The sequence below is a fragment of the Caulobacter sp. Root655 genome, assembly GCF_001427665.1.
Taxonomy (GTDB): Bacteria; Pseudomonadota; Alphaproteobacteria; order Caulobacterales; family Caulobacteraceae; genus Caulobacter.
Window position 1 is genome coordinate 379,811 of record NZ_LMHC01000012.1, and the last position, 23,801, is coordinate 403,611.

At 68.7% G+C, this 23,801-nt stretch carries 21 protein-coding genes; 9 read left to right on the forward strand and 12 right to left on the reverse strand.

The genetic code is table 11. The features are described from left to right. Positions 1-124 precede the first annotated feature (124 nt). Positions 125-790 carry a tyrosine-protein phosphatase gene (locus ASD79_RS10800; RefSeq protein WP_156400462.1) on the reverse strand — a complete coding sequence of 222 codons (666 nt, stop codon included), beginning with the start codon at positions 788-790 and terminating at the stop codon, positions 125-127. Between the two features lie 166 nt (positions 791-956). On the opposite strand from ASD79_RS10800, the gene ASD79_RS10805 reads away from it, so the two are divergent. The 5 genes from ASD79_RS10805 (at position 957) to lpxK (ending at position 7,035) form a co-directional block, all read left to right on the forward strand. Then, positions 957-2,750 (forward strand): ABC transporter ATP-binding protein, encoded by a 1,794-nt coding sequence (locus tag ASD79_RS10805; RefSeq protein WP_056721372.1) that lies wholly within the window; start codon positions 957-959, stop codon positions 2,748-2,750. Further along, positions 2,747-3,466 carry a lysophospholipid acyltransferase family protein gene (locus ASD79_RS10810; RefSeq protein ID WP_056721374.1) on the forward strand — a complete coding sequence of 240 codons (720 nt, stop codon included), beginning with the start codon at positions 2,747-2,749 and terminating at the stop codon, positions 3,464-3,466. Before ASD79_RS10805 ends, ASD79_RS10810 begins: the two co-directional genes overlap by 4 nt. A gap of 295 nt (positions 3,467-3,761) precedes the next feature. Then, positions 3,762-4,766 carry a cation diffusion facilitator family transporter gene (locus ASD79_RS10815; protein WP_056721376.1) on the forward strand — a complete coding sequence of 335 codons (1,005 nt, stop codon included), beginning with the start codon at positions 3,762-3,764 and terminating at the stop codon, positions 4,764-4,766. Positions 4,767-4,780: 14 nt separating this feature from the next. Then, positions 4,781-6,031, forward strand: coding sequence for a 3-deoxy-D-manno-octulosonic acid transferase (locus ASD79_RS10820; protein WP_082584881.1), 1,251 nt, complete (start codon positions 4,781-4,783; stop codon positions 6,029-6,031). After that, on the forward strand, positions 6,028-7,035 hold the full coding sequence (gene lpxK, locus ASD79_RS10825; protein WP_056721380.1) for a tetraacyldisaccharide 4'-kinase: 1,008 nt from the start codon (positions 6,028-6,030) through the stop codon (positions 7,033-7,035). Before ASD79_RS10820 ends, lpxK begins: the two co-directional genes overlap by 4 nt. A 141-nt stretch (positions 7,036-7,176) precedes the next feature. Here lpxK and ASD79_RS10830 read toward each other — a convergent pair whose 3' ends face one another. The 5 genes from ASD79_RS10830 to ASD79_RS10845 all read right to left on the reverse strand — a co-directional run bounded on the left by ASD79_RS10830 (position 7,177) and on the right by ASD79_RS10845 (position 12,812). Continuing rightward, complete coding sequence (locus ASD79_RS10830; protein ID WP_156400445.1) at positions 7,177-8,259, reverse strand: phosphotransferase; 1,083 nt, start codon at positions 8,257-8,259, stop codon at positions 7,177-7,179. A gap of 203 nt (positions 8,260-8,462) precedes the next feature. Continuing rightward, on the reverse strand, positions 8,463-8,612 hold the full coding sequence (locus tag ASD79_RS23840; protein WP_156400446.1) for a hypothetical protein: 150 nt from the start codon (positions 8,610-8,612) through the stop codon (positions 8,463-8,465). 77 nt (positions 8,613-8,689) lie between these two features. Beyond that, complete coding sequence (gene purD, locus ASD79_RS10835; protein WP_056721384.1) at positions 8,690-9,970, reverse strand: phosphoribosylamine--glycine ligase; 1,281 nt, start codon at positions 9,968-9,970, stop codon at positions 8,690-8,692. A gap of 931 nt (positions 9,971-10,901) precedes the next feature. After that, positions 10,902-11,582: a PQQ-binding-like beta-propeller repeat protein gene (locus ASD79_RS10840; protein ID WP_056721386.1), complete on the reverse strand. Its 681-nt coding sequence runs from the start codon at positions 11,580-11,582 to the stop codon at positions 10,902-10,904. Between the two features lie 9 nt (positions 11,583-11,591). Further along, complete coding sequence (locus ASD79_RS10845) at positions 11,592-12,812, reverse strand: hypothetical protein (RefSeq protein WP_056721388.1); 1,221 nt, start codon at positions 12,810-12,812, stop codon at positions 11,592-11,594. Between the two features lie 137 nt (positions 12,813-12,949). On the opposite strand from ASD79_RS10845, the gene ASD79_RS10850 reads away from it, so the two are divergent. After that, complete coding sequence (locus ASD79_RS10850) at positions 12,950-13,723, forward strand: DUF899 domain-containing protein (protein ID WP_056721390.1); 774 nt, start codon at positions 12,950-12,952, stop codon at positions 13,721-13,723. Between the two features lie 340 nt (positions 13,724-14,063). Beyond that, positions 14,064-15,068, forward strand: a complete 1,005-nt coding sequence (locus ASD79_RS10860) for an NAD(P)-dependent alcohol dehydrogenase (RefSeq protein ID WP_056721392.1) — start codon at positions 14,064-14,066, stop codon at positions 15,066-15,068. A 15-nt stretch (positions 15,069-15,083) separates the two neighbouring features. Here the strand turns inward: ASD79_RS10860 and phoB are convergent, their stop codons facing one another. The 5 genes from phoB to pstC form a co-directional block, all read right to left on the reverse strand. Continuing rightward, the gene (gene phoB / locus ASD79_RS10865) at positions 15,084-15,776 is read right to left on the reverse strand and encodes a phosphate regulon transcriptional regulator PhoB (protein ID WP_012288542.1); all 693 of its coding nucleotides are present in this window, start codon (positions 15,774-15,776) and stop codon (positions 15,084-15,086) included. 18 nt (positions 15,777-15,794) lie between these two features. Beyond that, positions 15,795-16,484 (reverse strand): phosphate signaling complex protein PhoU, encoded by a 690-nt coding sequence (gene phoU / locus ASD79_RS10870; protein WP_056721394.1) that lies wholly within the window; start codon positions 16,482-16,484, stop codon positions 15,795-15,797. Positions 16,485-16,582: 98 nt separating this feature from the next. Further along, entirely contained in the window at positions 16,583-17,431 is an 849-nt protein-coding gene (gene pstB / locus ASD79_RS10875; RefSeq protein WP_156400447.1) for a phosphate ABC transporter ATP-binding protein PstB, read from the reverse strand. 52 nt (positions 17,432-17,483) lie between these two features. Beyond that, on the reverse strand, positions 17,484-18,788 hold the full coding sequence (gene pstA, locus ASD79_RS10880; RefSeq protein WP_056721398.1) for a phosphate ABC transporter permease PstA: 1,305 nt from the start codon (positions 18,786-18,788) through the stop codon (positions 17,484-17,486). Continuing rightward, positions 18,781-20,223 carry a phosphate ABC transporter permease subunit PstC gene (pstC, locus tag ASD79_RS10885; protein WP_056721401.1) on the reverse strand — a complete coding sequence of 481 codons (1,443 nt, stop codon included), beginning with the start codon at positions 20,221-20,223 and terminating at the stop codon, positions 18,781-18,783. The genes pstA and pstC overlap by 8 nt, the downstream gene beginning before the upstream one ends. A gap of 314 nt (positions 20,224-20,537) precedes the next feature. Here pstC and ASD79_RS23845 point away from each other — a divergent pair, with 314 nt between their 5' ends. Both ASD79_RS23845 and ASD79_RS10890 read left to right on the forward strand, forming a co-directional pair. Next, entirely contained in the window at positions 20,538-20,918 is a 381-nt protein-coding gene (locus ASD79_RS23845; protein ID WP_156400448.1) for a hypothetical protein, read from the forward strand. After that, positions 20,902-22,164: a hypothetical protein gene (locus ASD79_RS10890; RefSeq protein WP_156400449.1), complete on the forward strand. Its 1,263-nt coding sequence runs from the start codon at positions 20,902-20,904 to the stop codon at positions 22,162-22,164. The genes ASD79_RS23845 and ASD79_RS10890 overlap by 17 nt, the downstream gene beginning before the upstream one ends. Before the next feature lie 40 nt (positions 22,165-22,204). Here ASD79_RS10890 and ASD79_RS10895 read toward each other — a convergent pair whose 3' ends face one another. Further along, positions 22,205-23,638: a cell wall metabolism sensor histidine kinase WalK gene (locus ASD79_RS10895; RefSeq protein ID WP_056721405.1), complete on the reverse strand. Its 1,434-nt coding sequence runs from the start codon at positions 23,636-23,638 to the stop codon at positions 22,205-22,207. Positions 23,639-23,801 lie beyond the last annotated feature (163 nt).

Here is a 23,801-nt window from a genome sequence, read left to right on the forward strand (position 1 = left end):
GAGGCGATCGCGAAGCGATCGGTGGGGGGAGTTTTAGGGTCTAGAATCCTGCCTGCGGCCGAAGCCGTATCACTCCCCCCACCGTCGGCTTCGCCGACACCTCCCCCAAGGGGGGAGGCTTCAGCTATTCCCTTCTAAGAATCCCCTCGGTCACCAATCCCCCGATCATCCCGGCCCGGAACCGGGCCTTCATCGCCACCGGGTCGTAGTCCGGCCCCTCCACCCACTCCGTGAAGGTCAGCCCCTTGGGCGCGGCGGTTTCCAGATACTGCTCGAAGACGTAGTCCAACACCCCGGTGTTGCCGTGCCGGATGTGCAGGTACTTCATCGACAGCTGCTCCTTGGCCGCCTCGATCGGCAGGCCCAGGCGGTAGTGGGCGTAGAGCACGCTCATGATCCCGGCCCGGTCCGCGCCGGACTTGCAGTGCATCAGGGCCGGATATTCGATGCTCTCGAACAGTTCCTTGGCGCCCAGCACCCGCGCCTTGATCGGGACCTCGCGCGAGGTGATCACGAAATCGACCATCTTCAGACCCAGGCGCTGACAGGCGTCCTTCTCCAGGGCGTAGAAGCTGCCGTCGAACCCGCCGCGCAGGTTGATGACGGTCTTGATCCCCTTCTTCTTCCATTCGGCCAGTTGGTGCGGCCACGGCTGGTTGGTGCGCACCAGCTCGGGGCTGACCCAGTGGTCGTTCTTGAAACCCAGGCGCAGATAGGCGTGGTCGTTCCACAGATAGTGGAGATAGGTGCGAAACCGCCCCCAGCGGGTGGTCAGGTCGTAGCCGGGCAACGGACGTTCCTTCATCAAAGCGCTTAACTGGGCATGAAAGCGCTTAACTAGGCGCCACAGCCCTGTAATGCAAAAACCACAGCGTCGCACCTACGCCCTATTGGCGGCGCACAGGGGCCCAATGGCTGGCTTGACAGTCCCGCCGCGAAATCCGACCCCTGCCTGCATGACCGACCCCGCCGCGCCGCCCGCCAGCAACCGCGCCCTCGCCGCGCGGGTCTGGCGCGACTATCTGAAGCCGCGCTGGAAGGGCCTGACGGTGTCGATCGTCAGCGCCGCGATCGTCGCCTGGCTGAGCGTCTCCCTGGCCCGGATCATCGAGCCGGCCATCGACAAGCTGATCACCCACCCGCAGCCGGGGGCCCTGGTCACCATCCCGCTGACCATCGTCGCCCTGGCAGTCGGGCGCGGCGTCTTCCAGGTGATCCAGGCCAACTTCATCAACCGCATCGGCAACGGGGTGGTCGGCGACGTGCAGGTGCAGCTGTTCGGCAAGCTGGTGCGCTCGGACCTGGCCCGCCTGCGCTCTGGCCACACCGGCGGCTATGTCGCCTCGGTGCTCTACGACGCCGGCCTGATCCGCGAGGCCTCGACCACCGGGGTGATCAACTACACCCGCGAGTTCCTGACCGTGCTGGGCGCCCTGGTGGTGATGTTCCAGCTGGACCCGGTGCTGGCCGGCGGCGTGCTGGTGCTGGCCCCGCTGGCCGGGCTGATCATGGGCCGGTTCTCGCGCAAGACCACCAAGGCCGCCAAGGGGGCCATGGGCGAGACCTCCAACCTGTCGACCGCGATCATGGAGAGCCTGGACGGCATCAAGATCGTCAAGATGGAGAACCGCGAGGCCTATGAGGAGGCCCGCGTCGCCGCCGTGGTCGACCGCCGCCAGCGCCACCTGATCAAGGGCTCCAACGCCCGGGCCATGGCGTCGCCGGCCACCGAGACCTTCACCACCCTGATCATCGCCGCCGTCTTCGTCTATGCCGGCTGGCGGGCCCAGAGCGGCCAGATGACGGCCGGGGTGTTCTTCGCCTTCCTGACCAACCTGCTGATGGCCGCCCAGTCGCTGCGCCAGGTGGCCAACCTGCAGACGGTGTTCAGCGAGGGGCTGACGGCGGCCCGCCGGCTATTCTCGGCCCTCGACGTCGAGGCGACGATCATCGACCCGCCCGGCGCCCCCGCCCTGCCGGCCGGAAACTCCGCCATCGCCCTGGACGGCGTCAGCTTCGCCTATGGCGAAGGCGCCCCGGCCCTGACCGAGGTGACCCTGAAGGCCGGACGCGGCGAGACCGTGGCCCTGGTCGGCCCGTCGGGCGGCGGCAAGAGCTCGATCCTCAACCTGATCCCGCGCTTCTACGACGTCACGGCGGGGGCGGTGACCATCGACGGCCACGACGTGCGCTCGGTCACCCTGGCGTCCTTGCGCGACCGCATCGCCCTGGTCACCCAGGAGCCGTTCCTGTTCGACGACACCATCCGCGCCAACATCGCCTATGCCCGCCCCAGCGCCGCCGAGGACGAGATCGAGGCAGCGGCCCGCCAGGCGGCGGCCCACGACTTCATCTCGGAGCTGCCGCTGGGTTACGACACCCTGGTCGGCGAGGCCGGGGCGCGGCTGTCGGGCGGCCAGCGCCAGCGCATCGCCATCGCCCGCGCCTTCCTCAAGGACGCCCCGATCCTGCTGCTGGACGAGGCGACCAGCGCGCTGGACACCGAGAGCGAGGCCCAGGTCCAGGCGGCGCTGGAGCGGCTGATGGCCGGCCGCGCCACCATCCTGATCGCCCACCGCCTGTCGACCGTGAAGGGCGCCGACCGCATCTACGTGATCGACAAGGGCCGGGTGGTCGAGACCGGGACCCACGCCGAGCTGGTGCGCCACAAGGGCCTCTACGCCCGCCTGGCCAAGGCCCAGGACCTGGACCACCAGCCGCCGGGCCTTGAAGAAGGGGCCACCGCTTGAGACCGCTGCGCTCGCGCTGGATCATGGTGGCCCTCACCAACCTGATGGCCGGCTATCTGCGGCTGACCTACGCCACCCTGCGCTGGACCCACGAGGACCGGTCGCGGGCCGAGAAGGTCTGGGCCGACAGCCTGGCGTCGAACAGCGGCGCGATCCTGGCCCTGTGGCACTCGCGCGTGCCGGTCGGCCCCACGGCCTGGCCGCAGGGGCCCGACAAGCCGCAGATCCGCGTGCTGGTCTCGCAGTCGCGCGACGGCGAGTTCATCGCCCGGGTGATCGCCAAGCTCGGCCTGCCCTCGATCCGCGGCTCGTCGCTGAAGAAGACCGACACCGCCAAGAACAAGGGTGGCGAGCAGGCCTTCCGCGACATGGTCAAGTGGGTGCGCGACGGCGGCGCCATGGCCATCACCCCCGACGGCCCGCGCGGTCCGGTCGAGGACCTGCAGAAGGGCGCCGTCGCCCTGGCCCGGGTGACCGGCGCGCCGGTGCTGTTTGTCGGCATCGCCATGCGGCCCTGCATCCGGCTGGACACCTGGGACCGCACCATCATCCCCCTGCCCTTCGCCCGGGCCGCCATGGTCTGGGACGGCCCGGCGACCGCCGGTCGCGACGACGATCCCGACGCCCTGGCCCCGGCCTGGGGCGCGCGCCTGTCGGCGGTGTCGCGGCGGGCCGAGGCGATCGTGGGGGAGCGCCAAGCCGTTCCAGCGCCCTAAGTCCGTCAGGGCGTCTCGCCGATTTCCGGCGCCGCGCGGACAACGGACGGCCGTTCTTCCCTCCCCATTTTGGGGAGGGGGGACCGGCGAAGCTGGTGGGTGGGGCTTCACCGCCGCAACGAACGGCCCTGCACCGGACCCCCACCCGACCCGCTACGCGGGCCACCCTCCCCGCAGGGGGGAGCGGATTCCGAAAACTGACCGTTCGAACCTCCGACCAGGGCGATATGACGGTTTGGGGGATGAGCGCTTCACGGTGATTGATCCTCCCGCCCCTTGGTGGGATGTAGGGTCCATGCCGCACGACCATCCAGGCCATTCGCACGACCACCACGACCATGGTCACGACCACGGCCACTCGCACGGTCACGGCCACAACCACGGCCCCGGCGGCCACAGCCACGCGCCCAAGGATTTCGGCCGGGCCTTCGCCGTCGGCGCGGCCCTGAACATCGGCTTCGTGATCGCCGAGACCGTCGCCGGCCTGATGACCCATTCGCTGGCCCTGCTGGCCGACGCCGGCCACAACCTGTCCGACGTGCTGGGCCTGTTCATGGCCTGGGGCGCGGTGGTCCTGGCCAAGCGCGCGCCGACCGGCCGCCACACCTACGGCCTGCGCAAGGGCACGATCCTGGCCTCGCTGACCAACGCCGTGGTGCTGCTGGTGGCGGTCGGGGCCATCGCCTGGGAGGCCATCCGCCGCTTCGCCGAGCCACAACCGATCCAGGCCGGGCCGGTGATGATCGTCGCGGCGATCGGCATCGTCATCAACACCGCCACCGCCCTGATGTTCATGCGCGGCTCCAAGGATGACCTCAACATCCGCGGGGCGTTCCTGCACATGGCCGCCGATGCGGCGATCTCGGCCGGGGTGGTGGTCGCGGCCGCCGCCATGTGGGCGACCGGCTGGCTGTGGCTGGATCCGGTGGTCAGCCTCGGCATCGTCGTGATCATCGTGCTGGGCACCTGGGGCCTGCTGCGCGACTCGCTGGACCTGGCCCTGGACGCCGCGCCGCGCGGCATCGACCCCAAGGCGGTCCGGGACTGGCTGGCTGGGCGACCCGGCGTCAGCGAGGTCCACGACCTGCACATCTGGGCGATGAGCACCACCGAGACCGCCATGACCGCTCACCTGGTCCGCCTGCCCGAAGCCGGCGCGGAGGGCTCCGACCACGACCAGTTCCTGCACGAGGTCTGCGGCGACATGGCCAGACTCTTTAAGATCGGCCACGTCACCATCCAGGTCGAGCACGGCGGCGGGGTCGGCCCGTGCCACCTGGCCGCCGCGGACGCGGTGTGAGCCTTCCCCTCTCCTTGAGCCTCTATCGCGCGGCCACCACCGTGCTGGAACCGTTCGCGCCGCTGCTGCTGGAGCGCCGGGCCAAGGCCGGCAAGGAAGACCGCGCCCGGCTGAACGAGCGCCTGGGCCGTCCGGCGACGCCACGCCCCGCCGGTCCGCTGGTCTGGCTGCACGGCGCCAGCGTCGGCGAGAGCCTGTCGATCCTGCCGCTGGTCGAGCGCCTGCGGGCGCAGCGGCCGGACGTCGGGGTGCTGGTGACCTCCGGCACCGTCACCTCGGCCCAGCTGTTGGCCCGGCGCCTGCCGGCCGGGGCGATCCACCAGTTCCTGCCCGTCGACACCCCCGGCGGGGCCCGGCGCTTCCTCGACCATTGGCGGCCCGACCTGGCGGTGTTCGTCGAGAGCGAGCTGTGGCCCAACCTGCTGCTGACCGCCAAGGACCGCGGCGTGCAGCTGGCCCTGGTCTCGGCCAAGCTGTCGGACAAGAGCTACCGGTCTTGGCAGGCGCGGCCGTTCGCGGCCTGGCGGCTGTTCAGCGGCTTCGACCTGATCCTGGCCCAGGACGGCCGCGCCGCCGATCGCCTGACCAGCCTGGGCGGAACCGTGGCCGGCCAGGCCGACCTGAAGTTCGGGTCCGCGCCGCTGCCGGTCGACGCGGCGACGCTGGCCAGCCTGCGCGTTCGCCTGGGCGGTCGGCCGCTGCTGCTGGCCGCCAGCACGCATCCCGGCGAAGACGAGGTCATCCTGGCGGCCTGGCGCGCCCTGCCCGACCGGCCGCGCCTGGTGATCGCGCCGCGCCACGTCGAACGGGGCCCCGCCATCGCCGAAGCCGCCCGCGCGACCGGCGCCAGCGTCGCCCTGCGCAGCGCCGAACCCGACGATCTCGCCGAGGTCGTGGTCGCCGACACCCTGGGTGAGCTGGGCCTGTGGTACCGTCTGGCCGACCTGGCCCTGGTGGCGGGCAGCCTGGTTCCAGGCATCGGCGGCCACAACCCGCTGGAGCCGGCGCGCGTGGACTGTCCGATCGTCTCGGGTCCGCATGTCGAGAACTGGCTGACCGCCTATGCCGACCTGCGGGCGGCGGACGGCGCGGCCTTCGCCGACGCCTCGGTGCTGGGTCAGCGCCTGGCCGCCCTGCTGGTCGGGCCCGAGCGCCTCGATGCCCAGGCGGTCCGCGCCCAGGCCTTCGTGGCGGCCCGCGACGCCGAGGCCCGGGCCGGGCTCGACCGCATCCTGGAACTGCTGCCGCCCGGGGTTTCGGCATGAAGCTCTCCACCCCCCGCTGGTGGTACCGCCGCGACGGCGCGCCCAGCCCGATCACCCGCGCCCTGCTGACCCCGCTGTCGTGGATCTGGGCCGCCCAGACCGCCAAGCGCATCGCCCGAACCCAGCCGCGCGGCGCCGATTGCGCGGTGATCTGCGTCGGCAATTTCACGGTTGGCGGCGTGGGCAAGACGCCGATCGTCCGCGAGCTGCTGCATGATCTCACCCAGCGCGGCCGCCGCGCCCATGGCCTGGCGCGCGGCTATGGCGGCAAGCTGAAGGGGCCGGCGCGGGTCGATCCGGCCCGCCATACGGCCCGCGACGTCGGCGACGAACCGCTGATGCTGGCCCAGGACTTCCCGATGTGGGTGTCGGCCGACCGGGTGGCCGGAGCCCGCAAGGCCGCCGCCAATGGGGCCGAGGTGGTGGTGATGGACGACGGCCACCAGAACCCCGACCTGCGCAAGACCCTCTCCCTGGTCGTGGTCGATGGCGAAACCCGCGAGGACGAATGGCCGTTCGGCGACGGCCGGGTGTTCCCCGCCGGGCCGATGCGCGAGCCGCTGAAGGTCAGCCTGGCCCGCACCGACGCGGTGGTGGTGCTGCTGCCGGGCGACCTGCCGGCCGCCGATCCGGAACTGCTGGCGCTGTTCGGCGACACCCCGGTGCTGATCGCCCGCCTGGAGCCCGCCGCGCCGCCGCCCAAGGGCCGCCAGGTCGGGTTCGCGGGGATCGGCAAGCCGTGGAAGGTCGAGCGGGCCCTGAAGGCCGCCGGCTGCCAGCTGGTCGACTTCGCGCCCTATCCCGATCACGGCAGCTATGACGAGGCGACGCTGAAGTTCCTCTGGGACCGGGCCCAGACCTACAGCGCCGGGCTGGTGACGACGGAGAAGGACTGGGTGCGGCTGCCGCAAGCCTGGCGCGACAAGGTCACGCCGTGGCCGGTGCGGGCGCGGTTCGAGGATGAGCGGGCGTTGGAGAAGCTTCTGGAGTCGGTGGGGCTGTAAAAATTCCTCCCCCTCTGGGGGAGGTGTCGCCCAAAGGGCGACGGAGGGGGGCGTGATACGGCCTCGACCACCGGCAGGATCAACCTGCCCAAACTCCCCCCACCGGTCGCTTCGCGACCGCCTCCCCCAGAGGGGGAGGACTTAAGCCCCGGCCTTCTTCGCGAACTCCCAGGCGCCCCTGGCGAGAACAGGCACCCGCGCCTCCATCAACTCCGCGTGGCCACTGGCCGCCGTGCCGTCGCGCACCCGGCCGACGATGCCCTGGCAGATCCCGGCCAGGCGGAAGAGGTTGTAGCTGAAGTACCAGTCCAGGTTCGGCAGGCCGTCGCGGCCGGTGGCCTTGCAGTACTGGGCCACGGCCTCGTCGATGGTCGGCACGCCGTAGGCGGTCAGGTCCTTGATCTCGGCCAGGCCGCCGCGCTGGTCGGACGGCATCACCCAGTTCATCAGGAAGTAGCTGAAGTCGGCCAGCGGGTTGCCCAGGGTCGACAGCTCCCAGTCCAGCACCGCGATCACCCGCGGCTCGGTGGGGTGGAGGATCATGTTGTCGAGACGGTAGTCGCCATGGACGATCGAGGTCTGGTCGTCCGCCGGGGCGCTGGCCGGCAGGAACGCGATCAGCCGGTCCATGTCCTCGATCGTCCTGGTCTCGCTGGCCTTGTACTGCTTGGTCCAGCGGTCGATCTGGCGGGTGAAGTAGTTCCCTGGCTTGCCGTAGTCGGCCAGGCCGACGGCGGCGTAGTCGACATTGTGCAGGGCCGCCAGGGTCTCGATCTCGGCTTCGTAGATCGCCCGGCGCTCGGCCGGGGCGTATTCGGGCAGGGTGCCGTCCCACAGGATCCGGCCTTCGACATTGTCCATCACGTAGAAGATCGTGCCGATCACGTCCTCGTCCATGCACAGCGCATAAGCCTTGGCGACGGGGAAGCCCGTCTTGCCCAGGCCGGAGATCACCTTGAACTCGCGGTCGACGGCGTGGGCGCTGGGCAGCAGCTTGCCCGGCGGCTTGCGGCGCAGGACGTATTTCTTGGCCGGGGTGACCAACTGGTAGGTCGGGTTCGACTGCCCCCCCTTGAACTGGCGGACCTCCAGCGGGCCCTGGTAGCCCTCGACGTTGGCCTCCAGCCAGGCGGCCAATCTGGCCTCGTCGATGGCGTGGCGCGGGTCGACGGGCTTGGTGCCCGAGTTCAGGTCCTGGGCGGTCTGTTCGGCCACGGCCATCACGCTATCTCCCCAACGCTTGTTTGAAAGGGACTTTAGAGCGTGGGGCGTGGGGTGCAAGCGCCGTGCGTCCTTCGAGGCCCGCTTCGCGGGCGCCTCAGGATGAGGAATTCAGTATTGTCGCTGCACAAACGTCCTCATCCTGAAGTGCGAGCCACAGGCGAGCCTCGAAGGACGCAGGGCGGCCAGAGCGTTCGGCCGCGACGCTACTCACGGGAAAGCCAGAATCGCAGACCCCGCCCGACGCTGGCGGCCGCGAGCCACATCAGCGCATACATCGCCAAGTGATCCCAGCGCCCATGCCAGTTCAGCAGTTCGATGACCACGCCCATCGAGCCGACAGTGATCAAAGCCACATGCGTCACACGTCCCGCCGCGACGTGCTGGCTATGGACTGGACGGGACCGGGGCCAAAGGAATGTCGATAAGCGCATCAATAGTGCTGCAGCGCCCGCCAGCCGATGTCGGTGCGATAGAACCCGCCCTCCAGCGACACTGTCCCCAGCGCCGCATAGGCCACGTCCCGCGCCTCGTGCAGCGTCGCGCCCAGGGCGCAGACATTGAGCACCCGGCCGCCGGCCGCCACCAGCCGGCCCTCGGCGTCCAGGGTCGTGCCGGCGTGGAAGACCACCGCTTCGCCACCGAAGTCGGGCTCCTGGCTGATCAGGCCGCCGGTCTTCGGCGCGTCGGGATAGCCCTCGGCGGCCAGCACCACGCAGATCGCCGCCTCCTCGCGCCAGACCGGCGGGGCGGCGGCGGCCAGCGCGCCCTGGGCGGCGGCCAGCAGCAGCGGCACGAGGTCGCTTTCGAGGCGCAGCATCAGGACCTGGCATTCGGGGTCGCCGAAGCGGGCGTTGTATTCGACCAGCTTGGGGCCGCTCTCGGTGAGCATCAGCCCGGCATAGAGCACGCCCACATAGGGGCAGCCCTCGGCGGCCATGCCCTTGACGGTGGGTTCGATCAGCTCGCGCCAGGCCTGGTCGACCAGGGCGTCGGTCAGGACGGGCGGCGGCGAATAGGTGCCCATGCCGCCGGTGTTGGGACCCCTGTCGCCGTCATAGGCCCGCTTGTGGTCCTGGGCCGCGCCGAACAGCATGGCGGTCTGGCCGTCGCAGATCGCGAACAGCGAGGCCTCCTCGCCGTGCATGAACTCCTCGATCACCACCCGCGCCCCGGCCGAGCCGAAGCGGCCGCCCAGCATGTCGAGCACGGCGGCGTCGGCTTCCGCGCGATCCGCCGCGATCACCACGCCCTTGCCGGCCGCCAGGCCGTCGGCCTTGATCACGAACGGCGCGGTCAGGGTGTCGAGGAAGGCCCCGGCCGAGGCGGCGTCGGTATACACGCCATAGGCCGCCGTCGGCAGGCCGTGACGGGCGCAGAAGTCCTTGGTGAAGGCCTTGGAGGTCTCCAACCGCGCCGCCTGGGCGCTGCCGCCGAAACAGGGGATGTTCAGTTCGGCGAGGCGATCGGCCAGCCCGACCTCCAGCGCCGATTCCGGACCCACCACGACAAGGTCGGCGGCGATCTGCTGGGCCAGGGCCACCAGGCCCTCGACGTCGGTGACCTTGGTGTCGCGAAGTTCGGCGACGGCCTCGATCCCCGGATTGCCCGGCGCGGCCACCAGCCGTCCGCACAGCGGCGACTGGGCGATCTTCCAGGCCAGGGCGTGTTCACGACCGCCGGACCCGACGAGGAGGATAGTGAGCTTTTCCATGGGTCCGGGATGTCGCGCGGCGACGGCGCGGGGTCAAGGTTTGTCCGGGAACAGACACGCGTGCGTGTTCCCAACGGACGCGGGGCGGAACTGGGGACACGCACGAGTGCATGTCCCCGGCCGGCGAAGGCCGGCGGGCTGGGGAGGCGGCGGAGCGTCCGGGCCATGCCCGGAAGTGTGGAGTTGGAGAATACCGTTTCGACACGTCACGGGCGCTCCGCGCGATCGGTGGACGAAAGCCTTCGGGTCGCGGATTCTTAACCCGCTCCGATGGAGGCCTCCGGCGGGCGGAGGGGAAGCGACCCCGTCCGGACCGCGCGGGCGATTTCAGCCCGCGCCTGTGGCGTTCGCCGCTCGGCCCCGAGGGGGTGTTCCCGAAGTCCGGTCCGGACCGCCCGAAGCCCCATCCGAGGCCCCCACGTTCCGCCGACCGAGCCATCCAGGCCCTTCGAAACCGGCCGCCGGACACGCCCCGCTCGACCGCCCCGCACCGCCCGTCAGGTCGCCAGCTGGACGGCCTCCCCAGCGGTGGGGCAGCTCTGATTATGCGGCGCCCCGCTCGACCGCCCCGCACCGCCCGTCAGGTCGCCAGCTGGACGGCCTCCCCAGCGGTGGGGCAGCTCTGATTATGCGGGGGGTTTGGAGGGGGAGGATAAGTTTGGGGATACGCCCGTGTGATCGGGGCGTAAGGGCTTGGATTCGTTGAGGGCGGGGGTGGTCCATGCTCTCGGCGAAACGAGGATCGACGGCCTGGCGGCGGGATTCTAGGGCGCGTTTGGTTTACATTGAAGCGCCCGCCCCAAACCCCGTTTTCCCGGCGAAGGCCGGGACCCAGATTCATCCAGAGCGGCTCGTGGGTTTCACCTGGGCCCCGACCTTCGTCGGGGAAACGGAATTTGAGAAGCACGATTCAATCTGAAGCAAACGTGCTCTAGGGTTTGGCGGAACCGACGGCCTTGGCGCCGTTCGCCGGGGCAGGCTTCCCTGCCCGCCTGATCACCCTGACCTTGCCGCTCGCGCCACCGCCGCAGAAGAACTGGCCGTCGTCGCCGGCCTCGAGTCCCGACACGAAGACTCCCGGCGGCATGTCGAGCCGTTCCAAGGTCTCCCCCGTCTGGGGATCGATACGCCTCACGTCGCTCTCGTCGCCGTCGTGAGCGCCGTGCCACAGCTCGCCGTTGATCCAGCTGACCCCGGTCACGAAACGGTTGGACTGCACGGTGCGCAGGATCGCCCCCGTCCGAGGGTCGATCTGGTGGATCTTCCGCTCCCGGTACTGGCCCACCCACAGCGATCCCTCGGCCCAGGCGAGTCCCGAGTCGCCGCCGCCGCCGGGCGCCGGGATCGTGGCGCGCACCTGGCCGGTCTTCGGGTCGATCTTCAGGATGCGGTCTTCGGCCAGCTGGAACAGGTGCTCGCCGTCGAACGCGGTTCCCGCGTGCGCGGCGATGTCGATCGCGCGCACGGTCTCGCCGCTGGCCGGATCGAGGGCGTTGAGCTTCTCTCCGGACGCGAACCAGACGAGCTCGCCGTCGAACGTGACGCCGTGCACCTCGTCGACGCCCGGAAAGGGCCCGTATTCGCGAACGATGTCAGTGGCTGATCGAAGCATGCCCGCACCCTAATGCCCCGCGAACGGGGTGGGGAGTAACAAGGTTGTCGTCAATCCCAGGACCGGCGGCGTCATCCAGCGACGCGCCCGCCCCTGGCCAAATGACCGCACCTTCCCGGCCGCCGCAAGGGAGTCCAGCGCACGCTGCACGGTGCGTTGGCCGGCGTCGAGCGCGATCGCCAGGGCCGAACTGGACCAGGCTTCGCCGTCGGACAGGAAGGCCAGCACCGCCGCGTGCCGCTCGTCGACGGGCCGCGCCAGCACGACCACCGTCGCGGCGTGGCGCGGCGCCAGCGTGAAGCCCCGCTTCGTCGCGGTCACCTCGGCCAGCCCGCGCAGCTCCGCGCGAAGCCGCCCGATCTCGACACGCAGCCGCGCGCGGTGCGTTTCGTCGATCTGCCTTGCCCCGAACGCTCGCGCGGCAAGCGCCGCCCTCGAGACGTCGCCGGGCCAGGCTTCGCCCAGGGCGCGCGCCAGGGCGAACAGCACCGGCCGTCGGGCCAGCGAAACCGTGGCGTCCGGGTCGCGCACGACATGGCGGCAGGCGTCCACGACCAGCGCCCGCGAAGTCTGCAACGCCTCGACGTCGGCGAGGAGCAGAAGCCGCTCCTCGCCGCTGGAGATCAGACGCGCCGCGGGGGTGTTCAGGACCAGACGCGCGGCTTCGACTTCCGCGATCAGCGCGGGGATTCCCGCCTGGCGCGCGCCGTGCTCCGCCCTGGCCAGCGCGGCCTCCGCCGCCTCGATCCGCGGGCGTCGCATCGCGATCCCCGCGACCGCCAGTTCGTGGGCGGTCCTCAAGGCCGGCGGAAACGGCGTCGGATCGAGCGCCGCGAGCCGATGCTCGGCCTCGTCGAACCGCCCGATCAGGATCAGGCGTCGGATCTCCAGACACTGCGCGTGCGCCGCGTTCACCCGGTCGCCGTGCTCTTCCAGGGTGGCCCTCGCCGCGTCGAGCGCCTTCACCGGCCAGCTCAGGTCGCGCGAGGCCAGGGCGATCTCGGCCTCGGCCACGACGCATCGCGCGCGGGCCACCGCCTCCCGGGGGCCGAAGGCGCGCGCGGCGCTCCGCAGCAAGGTCTTGGCGCGAGCGAAATCGCCCAGCTGCGCCATGGCGATGCCCCGGAGCGCCAGGGCGGGGGCGTCATCCCGCAACGCGACCCGCTTCAAGGCGCCCAGCGGATCGCCCGCCGCCAGGGCGCGCGCCGCGGCGGTGATCAGCGAGTCCATCGAAATCCCGTCACACTTGTCACTCCCACCGCCTCGATGTCCGGCGCCAATGTCGCGTCATCGACGACGGCGATCGGCGGCCAGACAAGCCGCCACAACGCCATGCGTCCGCGTGAAGCCCAAGGATCGCAACAGTCATGACCAAATCATCCGCGAACGACCAGAAGAACGGGGCCCCGGCGATAGATAGGCCGGCGATCGTCACGCGCGAGGCCTGGGAGGCCGCGCGCGAACAGCTGCTGGTGAAGGAGAAGGCCGTGATGCGGGCCCGGGACGGCCTGGCCGCCGAGCGCCGAAGGATGCCGTGGCTGGCCGTCGACAAGCCGTACGCATTCGAAGGGCCCCAGGGCAAGGCCAGCCTGCTCGACCTGTTCGAAGGCCGGCGCCAACTGGTCGTCTATCGCGCCTTCTTCGAACCCGGCGTGTTCGGCTGGCCCGACCATGCCTGCCGCGGCTGTTCGCTGGGGGCTGACCAGGTCGCCGACCTGGCCCACCTGAACGCCCGCGACACCACCCTGGCCTATGTTTCCCGCGCGCCCCAGGCCGACATCGCGGGCCTGAAGGCGAGGATGGGCTGGAAGATGCCCTGGTACACCCTGACCGACAGCTTCGACGCCGACTTCGGCGTGGACGAATGGCATGGGCACAACGTGTTCTTCCGCGACGGCGACCGGGTGTTCCGCACCTACTTCATCAATGTCCGGGGCGACGAGGCGATGGGGACCACCTGGAGCTACCTGGACGCGACGCCGCTGGGCCGCCAGGAGACCTGGGAGGATTCGCCCAAGGGCTACCCGCAGACGCCGCCCTATCAGTGGTGGAACTGGCACGACTCCTATGTCGACGGCGCCGCGCCCGACCAGAAGTGGACCGAGGTGTCGGAAGCCGGACAGGCCGCCTGGAAGGACTGACACGGCGCAAGGTCGGACCGGGGCCATGGCGCTCCGGCCCGACGTCGCTCTTCGAGGATCCGGACCATGGGCAAGGCTCATTCCCGCCCGCCCGCCGACTGGCTGGGCCTGGCGGCCGCGCCGACCTTCGCGGCGATGGCGCTATGGACCGGCGTTCTCGGCGATCGCCGGTCGGACATGCTCTGCTCGATCACCCCGGACGCGTCGCCGCTGAGCGGAATGGTCCTGATGTACCTGCTGATGGCCGCGTTCCATTCGGCGCCCTGGCTGAGGCTGACCTCCCGGCGACCACCCAGCGCGGACGCCCGTGCTCCAAATCATTCAACCCAGAAGGATATTCATGAAGCTGATCAGGCTGAGAGCGCCGAGAGGCTTGGACAGGCTCGAACTGACCGAGGAAGATCGTCCCGAACCCCGGCCGGGTGAAGTGCTGGTCAGGATCCGGGCCAGCTCGTTGAACTTCCACGACGTCATGGTGGCGTTGGGCAAGATACCGTGCGCCGACGGCCGCGTTCCGATGACCGACGGGGCGGGCGAGGTGATCGCGGTCGGGGACGGCGTCGACGCGTTCAGGGTGGGAGACCCCGTCGTCAGCACGTTCTATCCCGATTGGCTGGACGGCGAAGCGACGCCCGCCGCCAAGCGGGTCATCCCCGGGGAAACGGTCGACGGCTATGCCCGCGAATACGCGTGCATGCCGGCGCGCGCCTTCACCAAGGCGCCGGCGGGCTACACGCACGTCGAAGCGGCGACCCTGACCTGCGCGGGCGTCACCGCCTGGCGAGGCCTGGTCGTCCGCGGCCGGGTGAAGCCCGGCGACACGGTGCTGATCCTCGGCACGGGCGGCGTGTCGCTGTTCGCGCTGCAATTGGCCAAGGCCGCCGGGGCGCGGGTCATCGCGACGTCCTCCTCGGAAGAGAAGCTGGAAAAGCTCCAGCGGCTCGGCGCCGACGAGGTCGTCAACTACCGGGCCACGCCGGACTGGGGCCAGAAGGCCAAGGACCTGACCGACGGACGCGGCGTCGACCACGTGATGGAGGTCGGCGGCCCCGGCACCTTGGCGCAGTCGATAGCCGCCTGCAGGACGGGCGGGCATATCGCCCTGATCGGCGTCCTGACGGGTTTCGTGGCGGAGGTGGCGATCCCGGCGCTGTTCTCCAACCAGATCCGCATCAGCGGAATCTCCATTGGCAGCAGGGCGGACCAGGAGGACATGATCAGGGCGATCACGGCCAACCGTTTGAAGCCGGTGATCGACCGCTGTTTCCCGCTGCGGGAGATCGCCATGGCCTTCGCGTATTACGAATCCCAAAAGCACTTCGGCAAGGTCTGCCTGGAGCTTTAGGGCCTTCGCCGCGCCTCAGGCCGCGTCGAGATCCAGCGAATACCCCGCCGACCGCACGGTACGGATCGGATCGCCGTCCACGTCGCCGTTCAACGCCTTGCGCAGGCGGCCGATGTGGACGTCGACGGTGCGGGCTTCGACATAGACGTCCGAGCCCCAGACGGCGTCCAGCAGCTGTTCGCGGCTGAACACCCGGCCCGGGTGCTGCATCAGGTAGTCGAGCAGGCGGAACTCGGTGGGGCCCAGGTGGACCTCCTTGCCCTGTCGCTTCACGCGGTGGGCGACGCGGTCGATGACGATGTCGCCGACCGTGATCCGGTCGTCGGCCAGGCCCGGGCGGATGCGGCGCAGCACGGCGCGGACTCGGGCGGTCAGCTCGATCATCGAGAACGGCTTGACCACATAGTCGTCGGCCCCGGTGTCGAGGCCGCGGATGCGGTCGCTCTCCTCACCGCGGGCCGTCAGCATGATGATCGGCACGTTGCGGGTTTCGGAGCGGCCGCGCAGGCGGCGGCAGACCTCGATGCCCGAGACCTTGGGCAGCATCCAGTCGAGGATCACCAGGTCCGGCGCGCGTTCGCTGGCCATGGTCAGGGCTTCCTCGCCGTCGCCGGCCACGCCGACGACATAGCCTTCCTTGTCGAGGTTGTAGTGCAGCAGGGTGGCCAGGGCGTCTTCGTCTTCGACCACCAGAACGTACGGAGTCACTTGCGCTGGCCCTCTATTCTACTTCGACAGCTCGAGCTTGGGACGCTGGGAGATGATCTCCTCGCCGGTCAGCTCGAAATGGATGATCTCGGCGATGTTGGTGGCGTGGTCGCCGATGCGCTCGAGGTTCTTGGCGACGAACAGCAGGTGGGCGCACGGATTGATCGTCCGGGGGTCGCCCATCATGTAGGTCAGCAGTTCGCGGAAGATGGCGTTGTAGTGCTCGTCGACCTCCTCGTCGCGACCCCAGACGCCGATGGCGCGCTGCAGGTCCGAGGCGGTGTAGGCGTCGAGCACGTCCTTCAGACGGCCCTGGACCAGCTTGCCCATCCGCTCGATCGAGCGGGTCAGGGCGGTCATCGGGTCGGCCTCGGTGAGGATCAGCGCGCGCTTGCCGATGTTCTTGGCCATGTCGCCGCAGCGTTCCAGGCTCATCGAGATCTTCAGGGCGGCGACGGCGTGGCGCAGGTCCACGGCCATCGGCTGGCGCAGGGCGATCAGCCGGAAGGCCTTGCGCTCGATCTCGGCCTGCAGGATGTCGAGCCGCTCGTCGCGGGCCACGACCTGCTGGGCCAGCGGGCCGTCGCGACGGGCGATACACTCGATGGCGTCGGCGACCTGGGCCTCGGCCAGGCCGCCCATGCGGGTGACCTCGGCCGTGAGGTGGTTCAGTTCTTCGCCGTAGGATTTGACGGTATGTTCGGTCATCTTCTGGATCCTACTAGAGCGTCGCTCTAGTCCACTTCTTTGTTTGGCGCATTTTCTTCACGCGAACCGGTATCCACTTCGCTCGAAAATGCTTGGGCTTAGCCGAAGCGGCCGGTGATGTAATCTTGCGTGCGGGTGTCGCGAGGATTGGTGAACATCTCCTCGGTCGGACCGCTCTCGACCAGCTTGCCCAGGTGGAAGAAGGCGGTCTTCTGCGACACGCGGGCGGCCTGGGCCATCGAGTGGGTGACGATGACGATGCAGAACTGGTTGCGCAGCTCGTCGATCAGTTCCTCGATCTTGGCGGTGGCGATCGGGTCGAGGGCCGAGCAGGGCTCGTCCATCAGGATCACTTCCGGTGAGACGGCGATGGCGCGGGCGATGACCAGGCGCTGCTGCTGACCGCCCGACAGGCCGGTGCCGGCCTGGTGCAGGCGGTCGGCGACCTCGTTCCACAGGCCGGCCTTCTTGAGGCTGGCCTCGACGATGGCTTCCAGCTCGGCCTTGCCGGTGGCCAGGCCGTGGATCTTGGGACCGTAGGCGACGTTCTCGAAGATCGTCTTGGGGAACGGGTTGGGCTTCTGGAACACCATGCCGACCCGCGAGCGCAGCACCACCGGGTCGACGCTCTTGGCGTTGACGTCATTGCCGTCGATCTCGATCGAACCGTGGACCTTGGCCGACGGGATGGTGTCGTTCATGCGGTTGATGCAGCGCAGGAAGGTCGACTTGCCACAGCCCGACGGGCCGATGAAGGCGGTGACCGACTTGGCCGGCACGTCGAGGTTGACGTCGAACAGCGCCTGTTTGTCGCCGTAGAAGACGTTGACGTCGCGGGCCCGGATCTTGAACTCGCCGGTGGTCACGTGCCCGTGGCCGGCCGGGATGGCGGAGGCCATGGAAGGTGCGTGAGCGGCGAGGGTGTCGTCGCGGTTTTCGGTCGGCATGGCGTGGCCCTTGGAAAGGGGAAAGGCGAGAGGGTTGCGGGTCATATGGGGCCTACCACCGGCGTTCGAAGCGGCGGCGCAGGATCACGGCGGCGGCGTTCATGACGATCATGAAGACCAGCAGCACGATGATCGCCGCGGCGGTGCGCTCGTGGAAGGCGCGCTCGGAGGCGTTCTCCCAGATGAACACCTGGACGGGCAGGACGGTGGCCGAACTGGTGAAGCTTTCCGGCGCGCCGGGCACGAAGGCGACCATGCCGATCATCAGCAGCGGCGCGGTCTCGCCCAGGGCGTGGGCCAGCGACAGGATGGCGCCGGTCATCACGCCGGGCATGGCCAGCGGCAGCACGTGGTGGAACACCGTCTGGGCCTTGGAGGCGCCGACGCCGAGGGCGGCTTCGCGGATCGAGGGCGGCACGGCCTTCAGCGAGCTGCGGGTGGCGATGATCACGGTCGGCAGGGCCATCAGGGCCAGCACCAGGCCGCCGACCAGCGGCGAGCCGCGCGGCACGTGCAGCCAGTTGATGAACAGGGCCAGGCCCAGCAGGCCGTAGACGATCGACGGCACGGCGGCCAGGTTGTTGATGTTGACCTCGATGATATCGGTCCAGCGGTTCTTGGGCGCGAACTCCTCGAGATAGACCGCCGCCATCACCCCGACCGGAATGGCGATCAGGGCGGTGATCACCAGCATCATGGCCGAGCCGACCACCGCGCCCCAGACGCCGGCCTGTTCGGGCTCGGTGGAGTCGGAGTTGCTGAAGAACTTGGTGTTGAAGCCGGCCTTGACGGTGCCGTCGGTCCGCAGCTTGTCCAGCCAGTCCAGTTGCTGGTTGTCGAGCTTGCGGTCGACCTCTGCGGTCGAGCGCTTGATCTCGCCCTTGTAGTAGAGGTCGGCGTCGGCCTTGACCGAACCGGTGACGTCGACGGTCTTGCCGATCAGCGACTTGTCGGCCTTCAGCTTGTTGAGCAGCTGGAAGCCGAAGTCGCGCGAGGTCAGGTCCATGATCTTGGCCGAGGTCGTGCCCAGGTCGTCGTCCTGCACGCCCAGCTTCTTCATCAGGGCTTCGGCGACGATGTAGTCGTAGTTGACGCCCTCCAGCGCGGTGACGTCGACCCGCTCGGGGTTGATATAGACCGGCACGGTCAGGGTGTGGGTCTCGAAGGTCGAGTAGCCCTGCACGACGATGCGGCCGACCAGCACCACCAGGAAGATCATGGCGATGACGATCGCCGCGATCCCCTGGACGCGGAACCACATCTCCGAGCGGTGACGCTTCTTCAGCAGGGCTTCGCGCGCCGTCAGCGGAGCCGTCTTGGGCGCCGGCGCGCCGGGGGAGAGGACCGCGTCAGTCATATTGTTCCCGGTACTTCTGGACGATGCGCAGGGCGATGATGTTGAGGCCCAGGGTGACCACGAACAGGGTCAGGCCCAGACCGAAGGCCGACAGGGTCTTGGGGCTGTCGAACTCCTGGTCGCCGGTCAGCAGGGTGACGATCTGGACGGTCACGGTGGTGACGGTGTCCAGCGGGTTGGCGGTCAGCTTGGCCTGCAGGCCGGCGGCCATGGTGACGATCATGGTCTCGCCGACGGCGCGGGAAACGGCCAGCAGCATGGCGGCCATGATCCCCGGCAGGGCGGCGGGCAGGACCACCTTCTTGACGGTCTCGGACTTGGTGGCGCCCATGGCGTAGCTGCCGTCGCGCAGGGACTGCGGCACGGCGTTGATGATGTCGTCCGACAGCGAGGAGACGAAGGGGATCAGCATGATGCCCATCACCACCCCGGCCACCAGCGCCATCTGGTTCTGCACCTGCATCAGGTACTGGGCGATCCCGTCCAGCGGACCGCCGGCCATTTGTTCGCCGATGCCGTTGAAGAAGGCGCGGAACAGCGGGCCGACGGTCAGGGCCGCGAAGAAGCCGTAGACCACGGTCGGCACCCCGGCCAGGATCTCCAGCAGCGGCTTGATGGTCGAGCGCAGGCCGCGATTGGCGTATTCCGACAGGTAGATCGCCGAGTAGAGGCCGATCGGCGCGGCCACCAGCATGGCGATCATCATCACCAAGAAGGTGCCGGCGAACAGCGGCACGGCTCCGAAGGCGCCCGACGAGGCCACCTGGTCGGCGCGCATGGCGATCTGCGGGGCCCATTCGGTGCCGAACAGGAAGCCGAGGATCGGCACGGTCTCGAAGAACCGCCAGCTTTCGTAGATCAGCGAGAGAACGATCCCCAGCGTAGTCAGCACGGCGGCGACCGAGCAGGCGATCAGCACCCCGGCGATCCAGCCCTCGACCCGGTTGCGGGCCCGGAACTCGGTGTTGACCCGGGGGATGACCAGCAGGAAGCCGCCCAGGGCGACCAGGCCGGCCAGGCCCAGGATGGAATAGCGGACGATGCCCTCGATGTTGCGCGCCTCGACCACCTTGGCGTCGAAGGCGGCGCGCAGGGGGCCGTCATAGGCCACCTCGCTGGCGGCCTGACCCGAGGCGATGGCCTGGACGTCGCTGAAGAACACGTTCTGGCGGTCCGGCGTCAGGGCCGAGACGGCGGCGGGACGCTGGGCCTGCAGCACCGCGTCCTCGACCCGACCGCCGAACATGGCGCCGAGCAGCAGCAACAGGGCGGCGGGAGCCCCGGCCCACAGGGCGGCGTAGGCCCCGTAATAGTTGGGCAGGGAATGAAGGCGGGCCGTGGCGCCGCCGGCGGCCTTCAGCGCCCGGCCGCGGCCGGCCATGAACGCCGCGCCGGAGAACAGCGCCAGGAAGAGGAGCGAGAGCCAGGTCAGCATGCGTGAAGAGGTCTTGCGCGAGGGATGCGGAGACGGCGCACAACGCGCCGTACCGCCCGTGCCGATCTATGCCGGGCGGGCGCTGACCTTATGCGACGTTTTGACGACAGTTTTGCGACAAGGCCCGGCCGATGGACGCAACCGGGGATTTCCAGGCATGTGGCGCCACAGCGCTCACTTCGCGTTTGAGTATGATAGGGTTTGGTGGCCAGCCGACTGAATCCATGCCAACTGGTTTCAGCGGTCGATAATTTGCCCCAGAGACCACTTTGCGCCCGCCGCCCAGAAAAGCAAAACGGCCCCGTCAAGTCCCTATGCGCAGGCCGCTCACAGCCGAGAAGATCGAGACGGCAAGCTATCGCGGTAGCCCGGAACACAAAACACGTGAGTTCTGGGATGGTTTGCCTGAAGCTCACGTTGGAGAGGATGGCAAGGCCCAGCGCCCAGGCAAGCAGGACACGACAATTTGTCCGCTTACTCGGGAACATGAGCGCGAAGCAGCCACCCTATGGGTTCAACAAGCGTTGACTCTAGGGCAATCCAGGTTCTTCGAGGCCGACAAGGATTTTCCCAAGAAGATTTGGTACAGGCATACGGACGGCCAAGTTTGGTACGGCTTTTGTATCAACAGCGTACTAGGCACCTATAAGGGCTGGCCTATCGACGAGGATGAGCGAGTTGAAATTTTCGGCTGATTGGCACGACGAAGCCGTCAACGCTGCGCCAGAGGAACGGGCGACAGTTGCCGACTTACGCATCGAACTCGATGGGCAGATAGTCAGCATGCACCTGAAAGGGAAGACCGCTGTCGAGTGCGTAACCTTGCCATTGTACAGCCTTGCCGAAGGGCTCATTCATGATTGGTGGGCGCTGTTTGGCGGGCGGGATCGAGAGTTCTCGCTAGTTCGCCATCGGAGTGGCTTCGCTCTTCCCGATGTTCGGATGCGCTTCGACGGATCGGTGTTCGAGATTCTTGCTCAGCAACGATCATACCGCAATCCAGACGTTAGGTTCTGGGGTGGCGCCACAGAAATCATGGGCCGAACTGAAGCTGAAGCCGCCCTGGCCAACATTATTGAAATGGCCCTGGAGCGGCTTACGAAGCGCGAGCAGATCGGGACAAGTGCAAGCCTGCGCTGGGAGCGAGTAAATGCCTCTCGGGAAGACTCCGATGAAGCCGCTTTTTGCGAAGCGGCAGGAGCGCTTGGCCTCGACCCCTATCAAATTGACGCGGCGGCTACTGATACTATCGAGCGAGCATCTTCGGTTTTCGCCGAAGAACCGTTAGTTGAGTTCCTTGCCGGTGCTCAGGCCACTGATCAAGTGCGTTTGATGGATTGGATTGGCGAGGTCGATCGTCGCCCCCACTTCACCTCACGTGTCGCGGAGCTGCGAGCGCTCGCTGACGCTACGGCACGAACCGCCGTGTGCCGTGAAGGCGAGCAGGCTTGGGAGCTCGGCTATCGTCGGGCGAAAGCGTTCCGTGCGACTGCCAATATCGACGAAGCCCGGCGTTTTGATGGCTTCCGGTCCCTAGCTGAATATCTCGGCGCGAGCCGTAGTTTCCGACTTGCTCCCCAGGTGAATGGGATACGCTTGCTGCGAGCAGACCAAGACGATGGCTCACACCTCCACATGCGGGTTCTGGGCGAGACGGCTGCTCACACGACATCGCATCTATTTACATTTGCGAGAGGCGTCGCTGACGTCGTGTGTTTCCCTGACCCTCAGAATTCACCGGTAAACGAGTTGCACTCGGCCTATCGGCAAGCGGCGGGGCGCGCGTTTGCAGCCGAGTTGTTGGCGCCGGTGAACGAAATTCTCAGCATGATGGAAGACGGCCGCGACGTTGTCACCATCGCTGACGCGCTTAACGTTTCAACGGTTGTCGTTGAGCGACAAATCCAGAACGCGCCCAGAATCGCAGCTAGCGCCGCATAGACCACCTATCCGTAAAATCATGGACAGGAACGAGCGGCTGCTAGGTTTGCGATGAAGGCACCACCTTCATAAGCGCCGGCTGCCCCTGTCCCTGGACCGCCTTGACCATCGGGAAATAGACCCCGAACGTCGCGCCCTCGCCCTGCACGCTCTCGACGCACAGCCCGCCGCGGTGGCGGTTCATGATGTGCTTGACGATCGCCAGGCCAAGGCCCGTGCCCGACCGCTCGCCGCTCTTCTGGCCCTCGACGCGGTAGAACCGCTCGGTCAGGCGCGGCAGGTGCTCGCGCGCCAGGCCCGGCCCCTTGTCGCTGACCCGGAAGGACGCGTAGCGCTCGTCCAGCGCGTGGTCCGGGGTCAGCAGCGACATCCGGGCCGCGGCCGGGTCGCGCGGCGCGGCGGCCATGTCGGCCGTCAGCCCGGAAAAGATCTCGACCCGGACCACACCCTCGCGCGGGGTATATTTCATGGCGTTGTCGACCAGGTTCTGGATTACCTGGACGATCTGGTCGCGGTCGCCCTCGACCAGGGCCGCGCCGCGCGGCGGCAGGATGGGGTCGAAGGCCACCGCCTTGTCCTTGGCCTGGGGCGCCAAGGCGTCCAGCACGTCGATCGTGGCCATCACCAGGTCCACCTGGCCCAGGGGCGCGATGTGTTCGTTGAGCTCGATGCGCGACAGGCTCATCAGGTCGTCGATCAGCCGCGCCATCCGCTCGGCCTGGGCCTGCATGATGCCCAGGAACTTGTCGCGGGCCCCGACGTCGTCCTTGGCGTGGCCGCGCAGGGTCTCGATGAAGCCCGACAGCGAGGCCAGGGGCGTGCGCAGTTCATGGCTGGCGTTGGCCAGGAAATCGGCCCGGGTCCGCTCGCTGCGCCGGGTGTCGGTCTCGTCGCTGAGCACCAGCAGCGCCAGATGCGAACCGCGGGCGTCCACGCCCAGCGGCGCGCTGTGCGCCACCCACTCGCGGCCCTGGGCGCCGCCGCTGATATAGTCGGCCGACCGCCGCAGGCCGCCGAACAGGCTTTCGTCCACCGCCTCCAGCACCTGCGGATTGCGCATCGCCGACACCAGCAGCCCGCCGCGCGGCTGCAGCTTGAACAGCTCCCGCGCCGCGGCGTTGGCGAAGACGAAGCGCCGGCCGGTCAGGTCGTCGGCCTCCTCGGCGGCGATGACCATCAGCGGGTCGGGCAGGGTTTCGAGAATCAGGGCGAAGGGCGGCGGCTGGTCGACCGTCGCCGGAACCGGAACCGGGGCGGCCCAGCGATCGGGCTTGCGCAGCGCTCGGCGCGCCAGCAGCAGGCCCGCCGCGCCGCTGGCCAGGGCGACGGGAATCGCCACGGCGAGATTGGCCCCGCCCACCAAGGCCAAGGCCAGCAAGGCCCCCGGGCCGACCAGCACCGCCGCCCACACGCCGACCGGCATGGTGCTGGACCCGTCCGAACGGGTCGGCGGTAACGGCGAGGCCATCGGCATGCGGCAGTCTCGATTTCCGAGGAAGGAGGGATTCGGCGAACCAGATATGGCGCCCCGGCAAGGCTTGCGATAGACCGTCAAACGCCTGGAAGCACGTCGTTAGCGGAAACCACCGCAATTTCGCCGCAACGTGCCGCAATCTGGGGTCTGGGTTTTTCTCCGA